The 19144-nt window shown below is 63.0% G+C and carries 14 protein-coding genes; 9 read left to right on the top strand and 5 right to left on the bottom strand.

The annotated features are described in order from the left end of the window. Positions 1-20 precede the first annotated feature (20 nt). Positions 21-2906 carry a TonB-dependent receptor plug domain-containing protein gene (locus KWO_RS19305; protein ID WP_010377176.1) on the top strand — a complete coding sequence of 962 codons (2886 nt, stop codon included), beginning with the start codon at positions 21-23 and terminating at the stop codon, positions 2904-2906. A gap of 474 nt (positions 2907-3380) precedes the next feature. On the opposite strand, the gene KWO_RS19300 is transcribed toward KWO_RS19305, so the two are convergent. Both KWO_RS19300 and ppa read right to left on the bottom strand, forming a co-directional pair. Then, the gene (locus KWO_RS19300) at positions 3381-4529 is read right to left on the bottom strand and encodes an HDOD domain-containing protein (RefSeq protein ID WP_026112542.1); all 1149 of its coding nucleotides are present in this window, start codon (positions 4527-4529) and stop codon (positions 3381-3383) included. 112 nt (positions 4530-4641) lie between these two features. After that, a complete protein-coding gene (gene ppa / locus KWO_RS19295; RefSeq protein WP_010364408.1) occupies positions 4642-5178 on the bottom strand; it encodes an inorganic diphosphatase in 537 nt (178 codons plus the stop codon). Positions 5179-5376: 198 nt separating this feature from the next. Here ppa and KWO_RS19290 point away from each other — a divergent pair, with 198 nt between their 5' ends. Continuing rightward, the gene (locus KWO_RS19290) at positions 5377-5859 is read left to right on the top strand and encodes a hypothetical protein (RefSeq protein WP_010364412.1); all 483 of its coding nucleotides are present in this window, start codon (positions 5377-5379) and stop codon (positions 5857-5859) included. A 290-nt stretch (positions 5860-6149) separates the two neighbouring features. Here KWO_RS19290 and KWO_RS19285 read toward each other — a convergent pair whose 3' ends face one another. Further along, entirely contained in the window at positions 6150-8177 is a 2028-nt protein-coding gene (locus KWO_RS19285; RefSeq protein WP_010377170.1) for a sodium-translocating pyrophosphatase, read from the bottom strand. A 247-nt stretch (positions 8178-8424) separates the two neighbouring features. Here KWO_RS19285 and KWO_RS19280 point away from each other — a divergent pair, with 247 nt between their 5' ends. After that, on the top strand, positions 8425-8949 hold the full coding sequence (locus KWO_RS19280) for a hypothetical protein (protein ID WP_010377166.1): 525 nt from the start codon (positions 8425-8427) through the stop codon (positions 8947-8949). 251 nt (positions 8950-9200) lie between these two features. Here KWO_RS19280 and KWO_RS19275 read toward each other — a convergent pair whose 3' ends face one another. Next, positions 9201-10457 carry a 6-phosphofructokinase gene (locus tag KWO_RS19275; protein WP_010364418.1) on the bottom strand — a complete coding sequence of 419 codons (1257 nt, stop codon included), beginning with the start codon at positions 10455-10457 and terminating at the stop codon, positions 9201-9203. Between the two features lie 158 nt (positions 10458-10615). On the opposite strand from KWO_RS19275, the gene KWO_RS19270 reads away from it, so the two are divergent. From KWO_RS19270 to KWO_RS19255, 4 genes are all read left to right on the top strand, one after another. Beyond that, complete coding sequence (locus tag KWO_RS19270; RefSeq protein ID WP_010364422.1) at positions 10616-11179, top strand: adenylate kinase; 564 nt, start codon at positions 10616-10618, stop codon at positions 11177-11179. 386 nt (positions 11180-11565) lie between these two features. After that, positions 11566-12933 (top strand): UDP-N-acetylmuramate:L-alanyl-gamma-D-glutamyl-meso-diaminopimelate ligase, encoded by a 1368-nt coding sequence (mpl, locus tag KWO_RS19265; RefSeq protein WP_017112963.1) that lies wholly within the window; start codon positions 11566-11568, stop codon positions 12931-12933. Further along, on the top strand, positions 12933-13529 hold the full coding sequence (locus tag KWO_RS19260; RefSeq protein WP_017119549.1) for an LON peptidase substrate-binding domain-containing protein: 597 nt from the start codon (positions 12933-12935) through the stop codon (positions 13527-13529). The genes mpl and KWO_RS19260 overlap by 1 nt, the downstream gene beginning before the upstream one ends. Before the next feature lie 148 nt (positions 13530-13677). Beyond that, a complete protein-coding gene (locus KWO_RS19255) occupies positions 13678-14562 on the top strand; it encodes a bestrophin family protein (protein WP_010364428.1) in 885 nt (294 codons plus the stop codon). A gap of 653 nt (positions 14563-15215) precedes the next feature. Here KWO_RS19255 and KWO_RS19250 read toward each other — a convergent pair. Further along, entirely contained in the window at positions 15216-17303 is a 2088-nt protein-coding gene (locus tag KWO_RS19250; protein ID WP_017112964.1) for a bifunctional DedA family/phosphatase PAP2 family protein, read from the bottom strand. A gap of 150 nt (positions 17304-17453) precedes the next feature. Here KWO_RS19250 and KWO_RS19245 point away from each other — a divergent pair, with 150 nt between their 5' ends. Continuing rightward, complete coding sequence (locus tag KWO_RS19245; protein ID WP_010364430.1) at positions 17454-18113, top strand: serine/threonine-protein kinase; 660 nt, start codon at positions 17454-17456, stop codon at positions 18111-18113. 128 nt (positions 18114-18241) lie between these two features. Beyond that, positions 18242-19057, top strand: coding sequence for an SDR family oxidoreductase (locus KWO_RS19240; RefSeq protein ID WP_010377160.1), 816 nt, complete (start codon positions 18242-18244; stop codon positions 19055-19057). Positions 19058-19144: the final 87 nt, after the last annotated feature.

Here is a 19144-nt window from a genome sequence, read left to right as displayed (position 1 = left end):
AACGAACCCTGGAGAGATTGATGAACCTTCGCACCTCCGCAGTGCGGCTGGGCCTGTTGCCCGCCGGTATTGCGATCGCGTTGACGCCGGCTTTCGCCGCCAACGCACAAGAGCAGTCCGCCCCGTCGACCACGACGCTGGATCGCATTGAAATTACAGGCTCGCGCATCCGCTCGGTCGACGTTGAAACCGCCCAGCCGGTGTTCACAGTGACCCAGCAGGACATTCAGAAGTCGGGCCTGGTCAGCGTTGGTGACATCCTCCAGAACCTGTCGATCGCCGGCACCCAGACCTATAGCAAGGCTGCCGTGCTGACCTCCGACCCGGAGCAGGGCGGCCAGTACGTCAACCTGTATAACTTGAACGAAAACCGCACCCTGGTGCTGGTGAACGGCAAGCGTTGGACCAGCAGCCTGAATGGCCTGACTGACATGTCCACCATCCCGAGCTCGCTGATCGAGCGCATCGAAGTGTTGAAGGACGGCGCCTCGGCCATCTACGGCTCCGACGCCGTGGCCGGTGTGGTCAACATCATCCTGCGCAAGAACTACGACGGTGCGGAAGCCTCGGCATACTTCGGCCAGAATGGCCGTGGCGACGGCTCCAAGGAGCAGTACTCCTTCACCGCCGGCACCACCACCGACCGCGCGTCGCTGGTATTCGGTGTCAACTACACCAATGAAGATCCGGTGTGGGCCAAGGACCGTACGCTGACCCGTTACTCCGCTGGTCCGAACCACATCGAAGATGGTTTGAGCGCAACCGGTCCGTGGGGTCGTTTTAACTCGAACGACGAAACTTACATCCTCAACCACACCGGTTCGTTCGACGGTAAGGGCGTGGGTGCGGATTCGCGCAATCTGGCCAACTACCACAACGACATCACCACCGACGACTACTTCAATTCCATCGACCAGATGATGTTGCAGCAGTCCAGCAAGAATAAGTCGATCTTCACGACCGGCAGCTACAACCTCACCGACAGCCTGACCTTCAAGTCGACCGCGATGTACTCCGAGCGCGATTCGAACCGTCAGATCGCCGGTTACCCGCTGCAGGCTGCATCGCAGCCGCAATTCCCGGTGGCCATCAGTGGCAGCAGCTACTACAACCCGGTCGGCCAGGACATCAACAGCTGGTTCCGCCGTACGGTTGAACTGCCGCGTACCACCGAAAGCAACGTCAAGACCCTGCACTTCGACGCAGCGCTGGAAGGCGTGTTCGACGTCGGCAGCCACGGCTGGAACTGGGACGTGGGCTTCAACTACAACAAGTACGATGTGACGCAGGTTTCGCGCGGCAACATCAACTTGCTGGCACTGCAGAAGGCGCTGGGTCCCTCGTTCCTCAATGCACAGGGTCAAGTGCAGTGCGGTACCGCGGCTAGCCCGCTGCCGTTGGGCACCAGCAATGCGCTGGGCCAGTGCACCCCGTTCAACATCCTGGGCGGCCCGTCGGCGTCGACCCCGAACGCGTTGCAGTACATCAACGCGCTGGGTCAGGCCACGCAGCAGAGCCTGAGCAAGCAGTGGACCGCCAACCTGACCGGCGGCCTGTTCGATTTGCCGGCCGGTGAGCTTGGCTTTGCAGCAGGTGTCGAACACCGCCAGGTCAGCGGTTACGACTACCCGGATCAACTGTCCAGCGCTGGTTACACCACCGACCTGGCTGCACAGGCAACCGAAGGTCGCTACCAGACCAACGAAGCCTACCTGGAGTTGTTGATTCCGGTGCTGAAGGACCTGCCGGGTGCCAAGGAACTGTCGTTCGACGTTGCCGCGCGTTACAGCAACTACAGCCGCTTCGGCGACACCACCAACAGCAAGTTCAGCTTCACCTGGAAGCCGATCGACGACCTGCTGGTGCGTGGTACCTACGGCACCGGTTTCCGTGCACCGACGCTGTCGGACACCTTCGGTGGTGGTTCGCAGACGTTCGACACTTTCACCGACCCGTGCGATGCAACCTTCGGTTCGTTGGGCAACGCCGGTGTAGCAGCGCGTTGTGCTGGGCAGGTGCCGGCTGGCTTCCGTCAGACCGACAGCGCAGGCAACCCGGTGACGCGTCGCGACGTGCAGGGCAACGCACCGTTCAATTCGGGCGTCGGCAATGCAGAGCTGGAGCCGGAATACAGCATCACCCGTACCGTGGGCATGGTGTATAGCCCGCATTGGGTGCAGGGCCTGGACTTCTCGCTGGATTGGTACCGCATTTCGATCTCCAACATCATCACCGCGCTGTCGGCCAATGATGTGTTGAACAACTGCTACCTCAACAACCTGGAAAACTATTGCGCCAACTTTGCGCGTGATTCGGTCACTGGCCAAGTCACCACGCTGAGCCGCGGCAACGTCAACCTGGGTCGTCTGGAAACCGAAGGCTACAACTTCGGCGTGCGTTACCGCATGCCGGAAACCGCCTACGGCAAGTTCGCGGTCAACCTGGACACCAACTACCTGGCGACCTACAAGTCGCAGGCACAGTCGGGTGCGGAGTGGTCGAACGCCGCTGGCTACTGGAACTTCCCGCGCGTGCGTGCCACCTTGGGTCTGGACTGGTCGCTGGGTTCGCTGTCGGCTAACTGGGATCTGCGTTACTACGGCGGCTTCCGCGATTACTGCTGGGATGCATCGGCAGGTATCGAGTGCAACGACCCGACCTACCAGACGCCGAACCCGGGTTGGGGCGGTGGCACCGGTTCCAACAAGAAGGGCTCGATTTCCTATCAGGACGTCTCTGTCACTTGGCAGGCTCCGTGGGATGGCAGCGTGACGGTTGGTGCCCGCAACATCTGGAACAAGCAGCCGCCGATCACCTATTCGATCACCAACAGCAGCACCGCTGCGATCGATCCGATGCTCGACTACGACCGCTTCCTGTTCGTGCAATACAACCAGCGCTTCTGATCACCGAAGTGGTGTAAGTAAGTAGAAAAAGCGGGCCGAAAGGCCCGCTTTTTTGTGTTTGTTATTGGCCGTGCCGAGTGTGCTGCGTGCCTGAGGCGCGGCGATTGCTTGGTGGTACATAGGCCATCGGAACGCTGCCGGAATGACACGACCTGCCTCCGAAATTCGGTCGAAGGCTCAAGGCCCACGGCGCTACACGCGAACGTGCGATTGCAGACAATTCGAGTGCGACGCTCTATGGTCGATCAGAGCAATATGGGTACCGATCTGGACAGCGGTTATTTCAGAGGCCGTATCTCAGTAGCTTGCCGATCGCCCGATCCCGGCGCTGCAGGTCCACACCCTACAGCGTCCGTCATGCATCCTGCTGGCGCCAATCCCGAGTGCAACGCACAGCGACTAAACGCCAAAGAAAAAAGGCGCGATGTCATCGCGCCTTTGGTCACTTCAATCGCTGCTACCCAACGATGCCGCTTACGCCTCGGCAAGCCCCAGCAACGTGTCGGCCTGTTCGCGCCAGCTCGGCAGGCGGGTAATGACGCCGACCTTGGTCAGATACTCTTCGTCCACGCTTTCGCCGCTGGCCAGTGCCATGGCCACATGCACTGCGCCGGTGACCCAGAAGCTACGCAAGCTGGAACGCTGCGGATGGCGATGGAAGGCCACCGCTTCGATGATCGGCATGGGCAAACCCCACAGGCCAAGCAGATACGCACCGGCCTCCGTGTGACCCAATCGCTCGTCGCCGCCTTCGGCTGGCGGTTCGCGCTCGTCGCGCACGCCGGGCAGCAACAGGCCAATATCGGCCAGCAATGCGGCGGTCGAGCCGAGTTCTGCGCTGGTTGGCGGCAACACCTTGGCGGCCAGGCGCGAGGAGAGCAGGGCGCGGCGCTGCATTGCGCTGCGCTCTGCCGGGGTGAGTGTCTGGACCGAAAAGACTTCGCTGGCCAGCACCAGATCGCGCAGCGTTGCCACACCCAGGCGGGTTACCGCGGTGCGCAGATCGGTAATGCTGCGGCCGCCGGAAAAGAACGCCGAATTGCACAGTTGCAGCACTTTCGCCGCAATCGCCGGGTCGCCGGCGATCAGCTTGGCGATATCGGCCGCGTCGGCGCCTTCGTCTTCTTCCAGCGCATGCATCAGGCTCAGATACAGGTGCGGTGGCGAAGGCAGTTTCTCGATGCGCCCAATCGCCGCGCGCAGGCGCGGATTGCTGAGCAGGTCGCGCAGCTCTTCCAGGCTGGTGACCGCTTCGAGCAGTACTTCCGGTGCCAGCGGCATCGGCAGGAAGCGGTGTGCCACGCCGATGATGCGGGCCGGCGGCGTGCGCTGGCCGTCCTGCGCATCGATCAGCGCAATACGAATGGTGTCCGGGCGCAGCGTGCGGATCTGCCCCAGCAAAGTGGCAGCAGTCAGGTCCGGCAATACGGGCGCAACAATGACGGCGTCGAATGGCGACAGTGCGGCAGCTTCAATCGCCGAATTACCATCGGCCACCTGCTGCGCCTGCCACTGGTCGCCCAGATCGGCAACGTAAGCGACAAGGTGGGACGGAAGACTGGCTTCGTCCCCAACAAACAGAATACGCAAGACACTTCCCCAGAAGTCACCGGTGGCAGACACCGGCCAAACGCAGTCGGCAATGTACCCAATTTGCCGACTGCGGTCACCGGGATCACGCAAAAAGCGTGATCCCGGTGACCCCGCATGTGCGGGTGGCATCACGATCAACGGATCATGGTGCGTCGGAATTGTAGCGTTCCACCGACTCCACCAGGATGCGCTTGGCCTCAGCTGCGCCGCCCCAACCGTCCAGCTTGACCCACTTGCCCTTCTCCAAGTCCTTGTAATGCTCAAAGAAGTGGCCGATGCGCTCCATCCAGTGGCTGGACACCTGGTTGATGTCTTCGATATGCGCGTAGCCGGAGAAGATCTTCTCAACCGGCACGGCCAGGATCTTTTCGTCGCTGCCAGCTTCGTCGCTCATGCGCAGCACCCCGACCGGGCGGCAGCGCACCACCGAGCCCGGCACCAGCGGCAACGGCAGCACCACCAGCACGTCGGCCGGGTCGCCATCGCCGCACAGGGTGTTAGGCACGTAGCCATAGTTGCAGGGATAACGCATCGGGGTCGACAGGATGCGGTCGACGAAGATCGCCCCGCTGGCCTTGTCCACTTCGTACTTGACCGGCTCGGAATCCTTGGGGATCTCGATGACGACGTTGATTTCTTCCGGCAGATTCTTGCCAGAGGTGACCAGTTCAAGGCCCATGCGGGTAGCTCCGAGGCGTCAGTAGTGTGTGTGGAGCGCGATTCTACGCGTTCGGCTGTTGCGCTGCAGCGACACTGAATGGGCAATGTTCTGACCATCGTGTGCGGCGTAGCCCTCGTTCATCGTGGGTGGCTCCCCGATCGTTCCGGCCCGATCGGCGGCGCACGCTGCAGGCTCATCCACTGCATAGGAAGTGCCATGTCCAGGCTCGCGCGTTTGCTCCTTGTTTTGCTGCTGTCCCTCACCGCCCAGGTTGCTGCTGCGGCCACGCCTCCGCCCACCTTCGTGGATGCGGTGGATTGGCCCGCGAATGGCGAGGGCTGGGAGGCATTCTTCGATCTGGAGCAGCGGCTGGATCGGGGTTTCGACAATATTTGCGGCGACACCTTTTGCGCCGGCGAATTCAGCGACTACCAGCCGCTGCGCTTCCGCTGTTCGGTGCATCGCGTCACCGGGGTGGTGCGTAGCTGCATCTGGACCTTCGGCGCCAGCGAGGTCAGCGTCGACCCCCGCAGCGGTTACCTGCGCTCCGACAGTCGTGTCTGGCGCTGCACGGCGCCGCTGAAGGCTGGCACACGCCTGGATGAGATGTATCGCACGCTTGCAGTCACTAACCCGCTGTTCGAGCCACTGCCTGGCGGCGCACCGCCGATCTATGACGGCTTGATTGGCTGCCTATGATCGATGGCCGAAGCCGAAAGCCGTGCCAGGGCTGGCGGATACCTTCGGGTGAGCGACGCCATCTTCCTATCGAAGATGGCTCGCCATGGCAGGCGAGAGCGTCACGTGGATCGCGAGCCGGGCAGTGCCGTTGACGGGCGAGTTGGCCCAGCGGCTTCTTAAACGACGTCTTCCCTACGCCGGAGTGCTGTCTTCAACGCAATGCCGATTGCGGTTTGCAATTCACGTGGTCGGTCTACTGCTTCCCGTCAGCATGGCCGCGGGTCACCCGACCTGCGGCCACCGCACCGCTACAGCAGCGGCACGAGCAACAAGGCGACGATATTGATGATCTTGATCAACGGATTGATCGCCGGCCCCGCGGTGTCCTTGTACGGGTCGCCGACGGTATCGCCCGTGATCGCGGCCTTGTGCGTCTCGCTACCTTTGCCGCCGAAGTGGCCGTCTTCGATGTATTTTTTGGCGTTGTCCCATGCACCGCCGCCGGTGGTCATCGAAATGGCCAGGAACAAACCAGTGACAATCGTGCCGATCAACAAGCCACCCAGCGCACGTGGCCCAAGCAGCAGCCCGACCACGATGGGGACCACCACCGGCAACAACGAAGGCACGATCATTTCGCGGATCGCCGAGCGGGTCAGCATGTCGACGGCGCGGTCGTACTGCGGCTTGGCCGTTCCGGCCATGATGCCGGGGAGCTCGCGGAACTGGCGGCGCACTTCTTCCACCACCGCGCCGGCCGCGCGGCCGACCGCTTCCATCGCCATCGCACCGAATAAGTAGGGAATCAGTCCGCCGATCAGCAGCCCGATGATCACCGTGTGGTCGGACAGATCGAAGGCGAACACCTGGCCGGGATTGGCCGCCTGCAGGTTATGCGTGTAGTCGGCAAACAGCACCAGCGCGGCCAATGCTGCCGAGCCGATCGCATAGCCCTTGGTCACTGCCTTGGTGGTGTTGCCCACTGCATCCAGCGGGTCGGTGATGTTGCGGACTTCCGGCGGCAGCTCGGCCATTTCAGCGATGCCACCGGCGTTGTCGGTGATCGGCCCATATGCGTCCAGCGCAACGATCATGCCGGCCATCGACAACATCGCCGTTGCGGCGGTCGCTATGCCGTACAAGCCGCCGAAGTGAAACGCCCCCCAGATTGCCGCACACACCGCGATCACCGGTAGTGCAGTGGACTTCATCGAAATGCCGAGCCCGGCGATGATGTTGGTGCCATGGCCGGTGGTACTCGCCGATGCAACGTGCTGCACCGGTGTGTATTGCGTGCCGGTGTAGTACTCGGTGATCCACACGATCAGGCCGGTGAGCACCAGGCCAATCAGTGCGCACACATACAACGCCGTTGCACCGTGAATGTTGTCGCGCATCAGCGATTGGGTGATGGGCCAGTAAGCCAGCGCCGCAAGCACGCCCGACACGATCACGCCTTTATACAGCGCGCCCATGATCGAGCCGCCGGCTTTGACTTTGACGAAGACCGCACCCACGATCGATGCAATGATCGACACGCCGCCCAACACTAACGGATACAGCACCGCATGCGGCCCGGTTTCGGCCAGTGTCAGGCTGCCAAGTAGCATCGTGGCGATCACGGTCACTGCGTAGGTTTCGAACAGATCTGCTGCCATCCCTGCGCAGTCGCCGACATTGTCGCCAACGTTATCGGCAATCACTGCCGGGTTGCGCGGGTCGTCCTCGGGAATGCCTGCTTCAACCTTACCAACCAGATCGGCGCCCACATCCGCGCCTTTGGTGAAAATACCGCCACCCAGGCGCGCGAAGATCGAGATCAACGACGACCCGAACGCCAACCCGACCAAGGCATGCAGGTTTTGCTCCAGCGGTAGGCCGAGCGCTTGCAGCGTCGCAAAATAGCCGGCCACCCCAAGCAGCCCGAGGCCGACCACCAGCATGCCGGTGATTGCGCCGCCACGGAACGCCACATCCATCGCCTTGCCGATACCATGCCGCGCTGCTTCGGCGGTACGGACATTGGCGCGCACCGACACGTTCATGCCGATATAGCCGGCCAATCCCGATAACACCGCGCCAAGCGCAAACCCGATCGCGGTATACCAACTCAAAAACAGCCCTACCAACACGAACAGCACCGCGCCAGCAATTGAAATGGTGAGGTATTGCCGATTGAGGTAGGCACGCGCACCTTCCTGGATCGCGGCGGCGATCTCCTGCATGCGTGCATTGCCGCTCGGCTGCGCGATCACCCAGCGCGCCGACACAATTCCATAGACGATTGCCAAGACCGCACAACCCAGTGCAAGCCACAACCCGTAGTGTTCCAGCATGACCCCTCCCAAAGAATGGATGTCGTCCGGTCGGGACGAACCAAGGGCGATGCACACAACGAGTGAACTGACGAATACGGACTCGACGGCCATGGGCCGTAATGCGCGTCGCGAATGTTCAGGTGGCCGGATCGCGACCGAGTATGCGCCGCAGCGTGCATGGCTACCAGCGCTGCGGCTTTGGCGCGTCGTTCAGTTGCGGCATGACAGCCTGCGGCCAACGTGATCCGGTCGACCAGGAGTCTCCATGTCTCACCATGCTGCGCAAAAATATGCCGCGATGCTTGCAACGCTGTTGCTGACCAGCCAAGCGTTTGCGGCAGATCCGACGCCCGAACTCAAGCAGCGTCCGCCAGGCACTGCACAAGCGATTGGTGCGGTGCACACCTTGCGTCAGATCCCGGAAGCCTGTGCGCGTCTGGAAGGTGTGTTCACCGGCAATGCTGCACAGCCGTACACATTGTCGGTGGTACGCAGCAGTCCCACCTGTCAGCCGCGCGCACGCTTCGTAGATTTCGCCAAGGCTGCGCCGAGCGTTGCTTCGGGGTGGATCTTCAACGATGTGATCCGTGTACCAAGCGCAGCGTGCCCGTCGCAGCAAGCGGTCGTGCGCGTGTGGCGCAAGCCGGTGGACGCGAAACCGCAGCTAGATGGCCAGGGCCAATCACGTATCTATCTGGAAGACGCCAAACAACAAGCTGCTGCCGGAAAGATCCCGCAGGTGCCGATGTTCGCTACACAGATGACGGTGGAAGGTAAAGCCTGTCAGTAAGTCGGTCATCTGTTTCTCTGCCCCCATAACAACGACCCCCGGCCACGCCGGGGTTCCCTCTATTGGCATGCAGTGTGTGGCAGTAAAGCGGCAGTCGCGCAGCCAAAGCATCTTCATGATCTGGTCGTGGTGATCTACGACGCCAGTCTAGTGTGACCTTTCTCCTTTGGACGCAATGCGAGGGCGTGAGCCAATGGGTTCGCCGCGAACTGTGCCGACGTAGTCCGGTACGCCTCCGCAATGCTTCGAAACTACCCCGCCCAAGCCGGCAATTTCTTCGCCACTGCCACATTCTTCAGCGTCACATATTTCGGTAAGCCATCGCTGCCGTAGGCCAGCGGGGCTTCGCCCTTGACCAATGGGGCGAAATAGCGGCGGGCGCGTTCGGTGATGCCGAAGCCGTCCTTGCGCAGGAAGCTGGGCGGCATCTTCTTTTCGTGGTTGGCCACCTTGTGCAGGGGCGCGGGCACGATCTTCCAGCGGTACGGTGCGTCGCTGACGCGTTCGATCACCGGAATCACTGCGTTCATGCCCTTAAGTGCGTACTGCACGGCGGCTTTGCCGACGGCTTGCGCCTGTTCCCAGTCGGTCTTGGACGCGAGGTGGCGCGCGGAGCGTTGCAGGTAATCGGGCAAGGTCCAGTGCACCTTGTAGCCGAGTGCCTGTTTGACCTGTGCGGCCAGGAACGACGCCACGCCGCCGAGTTGCGCGTGGCCGAACGAGTCGGCCGCGCCGCCGGCATCGGCGACGAACTTGCCGTGTGCGTCCTGGATGCCTTCGCTGGCGACCACCACGCACCAGCCGACTTTTTCCACTACCTGCTTCACCTTGGCCAGAAACGCGGCTTGGTCGTAGGCACGTTCGGGCAGCAAAATGATCTGCGGTGCGTCGTCCGGGCCTTGCCCGGCCAGCCCTGCCGCGGCGGCAAGCCAGCCGGCGTGGCGGCCCATCGCTTCATAGATGAAGACCTTGGTGGAGGTGTCGGCCATGGCGGCAACATCCAGCGCGGCCTCGCGCACCGAGACTGCGGTGTACTTGGCCGCCGAGCCGAAGCCGGGACACGTGTCGGTTACGGCCAAATCGTTATCGATGGTCTTGGGCACGCCGATGCAGTGCAGCGGGTAGCCATACGCCTTTGCGAGTTGCGAGACCTTCCACGCGGTGTCGGCCGAATCGTTGCCGCCGTTGTAGAGGAACCAGCGCACATCGTGTGCGCGCAGCACATCGAGCAGGCGCTCGTACTTGGCGCTGTCCTCTTCCAGCGATTTGAGCTTGTAGCGGCACGAGCCGAATGCGCCGCCGGGCGTCTGCGCCAATGCGGCAATGGCCGCAGCGGATTCTTTGGAGGTGTCGATCAATTCCTCGCGCAAGGCGCCCAGGATGCCGTTGCGTGCAGCCAGCACCTTGATCTTGCGGGCGCGCGCTTCGGCGATGACACCAGCTGCGGTGGCGTTGATGACAGCAGTGACGCCGCCGGATTGGGCATACAACAAGTTTCCAGTAGTCATAAGGGGACGGGCTCCTCACATGGAACATGGCGCAGGGGACAGTGCCGGGACATTCCCCGGATGCGGTAAGCTGCACGACCATACGGTCAGCGCTGGCGAAGAAGTGAGTCTAACGCCGCCAACCGCACCGCGTTTTTATTCGAAAGTGGAGTCCACTGATGCGATTGGTTCTGTTGGGACCGCCTGGTTCGGGCAAGGGCACCCAGGCGACACGTCTCAAAGACACGTTTGAGATCCCGCATATTTCCACGGGCGACCTGTTACGCGCCGAAGTGGCCGCCGGTTCGCCGCTGGGTTTGAAAGCCAAGGAAGTGATGGCACGCGGCGACCTGGTGTCCGACGACATCCTGCTCGGCATGCTCGAGGCGCGCCTCGGCCAGGCCGATGTGGCCAATGGCTTCATCCTGGACGGCTACCCGCGCAACGTGGCGCAGGCCAATGCGCTGGATGCCTTGCTCAGCGAGATCGGTCAGCCGCTGGATGCGGTGGTGCAGCTGGATGTAGCCAGCGAATTGCTGGTCGAGCGCATCGCCGGTCGCGCCAAGGCCGAAGGCCGCGAAGACGACAATCCGGAATCGGTGCGCAAGCGTCTGCAGGTCTATACCGATTCCACCGCACCGGTGATCGGCTTCTACGAGCAGCGCGGCAAGTTGGCGCGCGTGGACGGCGTGGGTTCACTGGATGAAGTGCTGGAGCGCATCCGCAAGGCGCTTGGCCGCTGAGTCGGCAGGGACCGGGCGCAAGTCCCGGTCCTTCGCAGTCGCGGCAGTTGGCCGCACTGCTGTTGCGAAGGGGCGAGCGCGTTGAATGCCGCGCGCAGGCTGAGCCGCGTGCGTGGGATCGCCCAAAAGAAAACCCCGGACGTACAAGACGCCCGGGGCAGAATAACGCCAGTAGTAGGCTTGCTCAGAGCCCCGACAGCATGAGCTCCCTGGGGATTTGGCCTCTTGGGGAGTAGGACCAAAGGGATGCTGCGACTGGCGTTCAGCATGGTGATGGATGTGACGCAGTTCGCATATCGGGAAATTTCCGACAGTACGGTAGGAATTTCCCGACACCTGAGCTCGCGTTGGATCGGAATGTCCCGCAACTCCGGCGATCAGCGACAATGAGCGGCATGACCAAACTCCACATTCTCGGCATCGCCGGAACTTTCATGGGCGGTGTGGCCGCCCTGGCGCGTGAGCTGGGCTGGCAGGTGGAAGGCAGCGACCAAGCCATCTATCCGCCGATGTCCACACAGCTGGAAACGCTGGGCATTGCGCTGGCGCAGGGCTATGCGCCTTCCAATATTTCGCCGGACGCGATCGATGTCGTCGTCGGCAATGCCTTGTCGCGCGGCAATCCGGCAGTGGAAGCAGTGCTGGATGCCGGGCGCCGCTACACCTCCGGCGCGCAATGGCTGGCCGAGCAGGTGCTGCCTGGCCGCGACACGCTGGCAGTCGCCGGCACCCACGGCAAGACCACCACCACCACCATCCTGAGCTATCTGTTGGAGGCCGCCGGGCGTGCGCCGGGGTTTTTGATCGGTGGCGTGGCCGAAGACTTCGGCGTGTCGGCACGGCTGGGCCAGGGGTGCGAATTCGTGGTGGAAGCCGACGAGTACGACACCGCCTTTTTCGACAAGCGCAGCAAGTTCGTGCATTACCGCCCACTGGTGGCGATCCTCAACAACCTGGAATACGACCATGCCGACATCTTTCCCGACGTGGCGGCGATCCAGCGCCAGTTCCATCATCTGGTGCGCACAGTGCCGGCACGCGGGCGACTGATCGTCAATGGCGAAGACGCGCACCTGGCCGAGGTGCTGGCGATGGGCTGCTGGACGCCAGTGGAGCGCTTCGGGTTCGATGCATCGCTGGACTGGAGCGCGCGTTTGATCGCGGCCGATGGCAGCGCGTTTGCGGTGCTGCACCGTGGCGTGGAAATCGGTCAGGTGCAATGGCCGTTGGTCGGGCGGCATAACGTATTGAATGGGTTGGCGGCGCTTGCGGCGGTACATGCGGTTGGCGTAGATCCGGCCATGGTGATGCCGGCGTTGGCGCGCTTTCAGAGCGTCAAGCGGCGGCTGGAAGTCATCGGCAACGCGCACGGGGTTACCGTGTACGACGACTTTGCGCACCATCCCACCGCCATCGCCACCACGTTGCAGGGCTTGCGTGCGAAGGTCGGTGCAGCGCGTGTGGTGGTGGCGATGGAGCCGCGCAGCAATTCAATGCGGCTGGGCGCGCATGCGCAGGCGTTGGCGCCATCGCTGCACGATGCTGACGCAGTGGTGTTTCTGCATCGGCCTGAACTGGCTTGGGACGCCGCACCGATCATTGCGCAGGTGCGCGGTGATGCACATGTGGCGCACGACGTGGACGCTTTGTTGCAGACGCTGGGCGAGATCGCGCAGCCGGGCGACCATGTGGTGTTTATGTCCAATGGTGGCTTCGACGGTGCGCCGCGACGTTTCCTGGCGCAGCTGTCCTGATGGTGCCTCTCATGCCTGCCGCCGAGACCAGCGCGTTGCCGTTGTTTCCGTTGCACAACGTGTTACTGCCGGGCGCGGCAATGGGGTTGCGTGTGTTCGAGCGCCGCTATCTGGATCTGGTGCGCGAGAGTGGCCGCAATGGCACGAGCTTCGGTGTCTGCCTGATCCTGGACGGCACCGAAGTCGGTGCGCCGGCAACGCCGGCTGCCTTTGGTACCGAAGTGCGTATCGAAGATTTCGATGTCGGCGCCGACGGTGTGCTGGTGCTGCGCTCGCGCGGCACGCGTCGCTTCCATGTGCAGCGCTCGCGCATACGCCACAACGGCTTGGTGGTTGGCGAGGTGCGTTGGTGCGAGCCCGACAGCGACGACGAATTGCGCCCCGAACACAGCCTGCTGGCCACCCTGCTCGAGCGCATGCTCGAACAGGTGGGTGGCGAATTCGCCTCGGTGGGGCCGGGCTTGCTGGATCAAGCCGCCTGGGTGGGCTGGCGGTTGGCCGAGCTGTTGCCGCTCACCGAACAGCAGCGTCTGTTGTTGTTGCAGCAGGACGATCCGCATCAGCGGTTGGATCAAGTGCTTGCGTGGATGCCGTGATGCGCTGACGCAATGGCGCAGGCGCGCTTCATCATTGCGCTTGCACCGCTGCAACGGCACACTCCTGCGCTTGAGTACGCTGTCGATGGCATCCACGCACTGGATGCGCGTAATGGCCGCACTCGCTATCGATCCACTGGAGTGAGCCTTGATCATCGATGTGAAACCGCGTCTAGCGGATATATTCAACCAGGTCTGGCGGACCCTGGCGGTCTTGTTCGTATGGGATGTCTTGATCACGATCATCTACTACGTGCTGCCGTTCCGCGCGCCAGCGCTGCCGCTGACCATCTTCGGCTCGGCGTTGGCGTTATTCCTGGGTTTTCGAGCCAATTCCACCTATCAGCGTTGGTGGGAAGGGCGCGTGCTGTGGGGCCAGATGATCAATGCATCACGTAACTTGGTGCGTTTGAGCGTGAGCATTTTGTCTGCGCCGGAAGCTGCGGCGCTGGGGCGTGCGATTGCGCTGCGTCAGATCGCTTACGTCAACGCGTTGCGCTGCCAGTTGCGCCGGTTGCCGGTCGCGACGGCGTTGGAGTCGCGTCTGGATGCCGATGAAGTAACCGCAGTGATCACCCGCACCAATGTAGCCAACGGCTTGCTCGACATCACCGGTCGCAGTGTGGAGCAGGCGCGGCGCGATGGCTGGATCGACAGCATCCAGCAGGCCAGCGTAGAGCGCATCCTGGTGGATATCGCTAACGCGCAGGGCGGCATGGAGCGCCTGAAAAATACCCCGCTGCCGTACCAATACCGCTTCTATCCAAACGTGTTTACGCGGCTTTTCTGCGTGCTGTTGCCGATCGGGTTGGTAGAGACGCTGCAGTACGCCACCCCGGTCGGTTCAACCGTGGCCGGCTTGATGTTTCTGGCGGTGTTCAAAATCGGCGATGAGCTGGTTGACCCATTCGCCAACACCATCCACGACCTGCCCCTGGACACGATGTGCCGTACGGTGGAAATCGATGCCTTGCAAGCCATTGGTGAGCAAGCGCCGGAGCCGATGCAGCCAGTGGGTGGTGTGTTGTGGTGAGGTATCGCGCGCTGATTCAACGCGGCGTTTGCATATCCGAACGGCGCTGATTCCCAGTGCCCCAATCGCTTTGAAAGGCGATTGAACGGCGCTGACAGTTGCGGAGCCAATGATCCGCGGCGTTGCTGCAGGGCCGTTGCCCGCCCACCATCGCGGGACACGCTGCAAGTACGTCCCTGGAAGCTCCGTGGCGGCCTCCATGCCGCCAAGGGTCCTGCGACGGTGAGCGGGCAAGACCAGTCGAGATGGTCGGTGTGTCAGTGCAGGCGACAGGCGATGTGCGCTGGCGATGTCAGTAAGCGTTGGGAGTTGGCAGTTGGCAACGCCCAAGCACTAAGCCGCACACCGCCTTCGCACCACGAGCCGCTTTTATAAAGCCGCCGACCAACGTACTTGCGATGTCCTCGTCGCTTGTGGGACCGTTGGCCGCATGGATGCCGCCATCGAGCCCCCATGGACGGGTTTACGGCGTGTCCCGCAAGCGGTGAGGGTATCGCGCACTCGATGCACGAGGCTTTTGTTCTGAAGTTTCAGCTGCATCCAGACACCAGCATACGATCGCCATCGATATAGGGTGTAAATAGCGTTGCTGGCAGCCCGGACCTATAAAAAACCGCGCGATTTCAGACCGGTCGCGGTTATTGCCAGATCGATCAACGACGCCGCTGTGACGGGTCCGATGCAGCAGCACCGGGCGCAGTGGTTCCCGCCTGCGGTGCAGTGTTGTCTTTGTTCTCGCCACGCACTGCACTACCCGAGGTGGTGTCGATCAGGATCACCGGCACCTGCGAGCGACGACGCTGTTCCATGCGATGCGGCAGTGGGCCGAGTGCGTCGCGCAATGCGCTCAATGCAGGATCGACGCCGCGCAACGGGTACCACAAGCCGATCAGGCTGAAGGGGCGGCTGTAGCGCAAGGTCTGGGTGCTGCCCACCCACAGGGGTTGTGCATCCGGTTGCAGACGCGCGGCGGCGGGCCACAGGCGCAGCACATGCACATGGCCGGGCGCGGCATGGCGCACCATCAACAGCGCTTCGACCTGGGTGTCCAGCGTGGCCGGCAGAATCGGCACTTCGTCCGGGCGGCCGCTGACATCAAGCAGATGCAGCGCCTGTTCCCAGCCTGCTTGCGGCTGGACCTGCCAACCGCGCGCTTCGAGTTGGTGCTGCAACGGGGCAAGCGGACCGGCCAACTGCACGTCCAGCGGCCAACGCTGATCGTCGTCGAATTCGTTGCGGCGTGCCGGCAGCAGGCGCCATTGCCTTTCCCACCACTCGTTTGCCGGCAACTCCATCAGCAACTGCGGCGGCGGTTCGAACTTCGCCAGCTTGGTGTCGAGATTGCGTGGCGCAAAGAAGATCGCGCAGCTCACGAACACGCCGTAGAAGATCCACGATACTGGCTTGACCCAGAACGCGCGCGTGGCGCGGCGGCGGTAGGCAATGCCCAGCACCAGCAGCCAGAAGATGCCGAACAGCATGCCGCCAACGACGTCGCTGAGCCAATGTGCGCCCAGATACAGGCGTGCGAAACCGATCAACGACACGATGGCACCGCTGACCAGATATGGCCACACGCGGCGGCGGCCGGGCAACTCGCGCGCGATCAGCAGCGCGAAAAAGCCAAAACCAATTGTGGCCATGGTGACCGCGACCGATGGAAACCCAAAGCCGCTGCTGGCCGCAGGCGGGCGGACCACCTGCACGGTGGCGCCAAGCAGTTGGGTCAGCGCAAGGCCGAAGGCCAGCGCGATGACCCAATGCGCCACGGCCATCCAGCGACGGCGCCAGGCCAGGTAGCCCATCGCGGCGGCAATGGCCGGCAACAGCACTTGCCAGTCGCCCAGCGAGGCCAGCGCCACCATCGGGTAGTCGGCCAGCGGGTTACGCAGCGCCAGCATCAGGTCGTGCACGGCCAGGTCCACCCGCAGCGGCTCGCCATGCGCCAGCACCACCATCAGCAGCACGAACCAGCCCCAGCCGAGCAGCAACAGCATCAGGGCCATCATCGCCAGTGGCACCGATTCGCGACGGCGCGGATCGAATACGCCGACCGACCAATTTCCCAATACCGGATGCCGATGCGACCACTCCAGCAGGCGTGCCAGCAAGGCATCCAAGTGGCCGGCGGACCAACGATACGCATACAGCACCACCGCCCAGGCGAGCCCGATCACGGCCGCGAGTAACGCGACCACCACGAACAGCCGCCCGGCCACCGCCGCGACTGCATCGTAGGCAGTGCCCAGCACCCAGCCGGGCACCAGGAACAACAGCGCCCACGAGATGCAGGCCAGCCCGCTGGCGAACAGATAGCGCTTGAACGGCATGTGCGACATGCCGGCGATTGCTGGCACGAACGGCCGCACCGCGCCCACATAGCGGGCAATCAAGATGCTCTTGAAGGCGTTGCGCCGGAACAGCAGCTCGCCGCGTTCCAGCAATTGCGGATAACGCCGGAATGGCCAATAGGTGTGCAACTGGTGGCCCCAACGGTGGCCGACCCAGAAGCTCAGCGTGTCGCCGACGAAGGCGCCCAGCGTGGCGCACGCCACTGCGTAGGGCCCGTTGATCTGCCCGAGCCCGATCAGCACGCCGATGGCAAATAGCAATGGCAGCGCGGGCACGATGGCGCCCAACACAATCACCGCATCACAGAATGCGATGGCAAAGATCACCGCGCCAGCCAAGGTGGGGTGGTGTCCGATCCACTCCAGCGTGGCGTCGATCCATGAGTTCATCGCTGAATTATAAAGGTGCGCAGCAGTGGTTGATTGCACCGTCCTCACATGGAGGGATGGGCTTCACCTCATGTTGCGACCACGCAGATGCCGCCCGCGCGCACGCCACAGAGACGCGCGGGGAGACAAACCAGCCGCCTACAATGGGGCATGAGTCACGACCCCACTGGCAATCTGCCGCTGAAGTCCGATACGTTCGGACGCATTTTGTTGATCCGCGATGGCGAGCACGTGTTCGTGCGTCGCGACCTGAGCGTGGCGCCATTGCTGTTGCGTGGCGTGGCCTGGTGGCTGGCGCGGCGCGAGGCGCTGGCCTTGCGCCAGCTGGATGGCTTGCCGCGCACGCCGCGGTTGCTGCACTGGGACGGGCGCCATCTGGACCGCAGCTACCTGGCTGGCGCGGCGATGTATCAGCGTCCGCCGCGCGGCGATCTGGCCTATTTCCGTAGTGCGCGCAGGCTGTTGCAGCAGCTGCATCGTCGTGGCGTGGCGCACAACGATCTGGCCAAGGAAGCCAACTGGCTGGTGCAGGACGACGGCAGCCCGGCGGTGATCGACTTCCAGCTGGCCGTGCGTGGCAACCCACGCGCGCGCTGGATGCGTCTGCTTGCCCGCGAGGATCTGCGCCACCTGCTCAAGCACAAGCGCATGTACTGCCCGGCCGCACTTACTCCGGTGGAACGCCGCGTGCTCAAACGCACTTCCTGGGTACGCGAGCTCTGGTTCGCCACCGGCAAACCGGTCTACCGCTTCGTTACCCGCCGCGTGCTGCACTGGGAAGACAACGAAGGGCAGGGGCCGAAGCCCTGAACGGCCGGGAATCGGGAATCGGGAGTGGGGAATCGTTAGAGCGCACCGGGAGAGCTGTTTGTTCGTCGGTTGCGGGATGTTCAAGGCGTTAAGCTTTTACCATTCCCGATTCTCGATTCCCTAATCCCATGACGTTATCAGGCAAAACCCTGTTCATCACCGGTGCCTCGCGCGGGATTGGCTTGGCGATTGCGTTGCGGGCGGCACGCGATGGGGCGAATGTGGCGATTGCGGCCAAGTCGGCGGTGGCCAATCCCAAATTGCCAGGAACCATCCATAGCGCAGCTGCGGCGGTAATTGCGGCCGGTGGGCAGGCGCTGGCGCTTAAGTGCGATATCCGCGAAGAAGATCAGGTGCGTGCGGCGGTGGCGGCGACGGTCGATGCGTTCGGCGGGATCGATATCCTGGTCAACAACGCTAGTGCGATCTGGTTGCGCGGTGCGCTGGACACGCCGATGAAGCGCTTCGATCTGATGCAACAGGTCAACGCGCGCGGCAGTTTTCTGTGCGCGCAGGCGTGCCTGCCGCATCTGCTGCAGGCGGCTAATCCGCATATCCTCAGTCTGGCGCCGCCGCCGTCGCTGAATCCTGCATGGTGGGGCGCGCACACCGGCTACACGCTGGCCAAGATGGGCATGAGCCTGGTCACCCTGGGGCTGGCAGCAGAGTTCGGCCCGCACGGCGTGGCGATCAATGCGTTGTGGCCGCGCACGGTGATCGCCACCGATGCGATCAACATGCTGCCTGGCGTGGACGCCGCGGCCTGCCGTCGCCCGGAGATCATGGCCGATGCCGCGCATGCGGTGCTGACGCGGCAAGCGGCCGGGTTTCACGGGCAATTCCTGATCGACGACGAGGTGCTGGCCCAGGCCGGCATCACCGACTTAAGCGGTTATGCAGTGGATCCGTCGCGTGCGTTGTTGCCGGATCTGTTTCTGGACTGACGACAACAACCTGGCGGCTGGATGCTCGCAGCGCAGTTGCTTTACGCGCGGGTGCATGTACCGCACGTGCATCCGCGCGACAGCATG

Origin of the sequence: Xanthomonas vasicola pv. musacearum NCPPB 4379 (assembly GCF_000277895.2) — a bacterium.
Taxonomy (GTDB): Bacteria; Pseudomonadota; Gammaproteobacteria; order Xanthomonadales; family Xanthomonadaceae; genus Xanthomonas; species Xanthomonas vasicola.
This window is presented reverse-complemented; position numbering and strand designations above follow the sequence as displayed.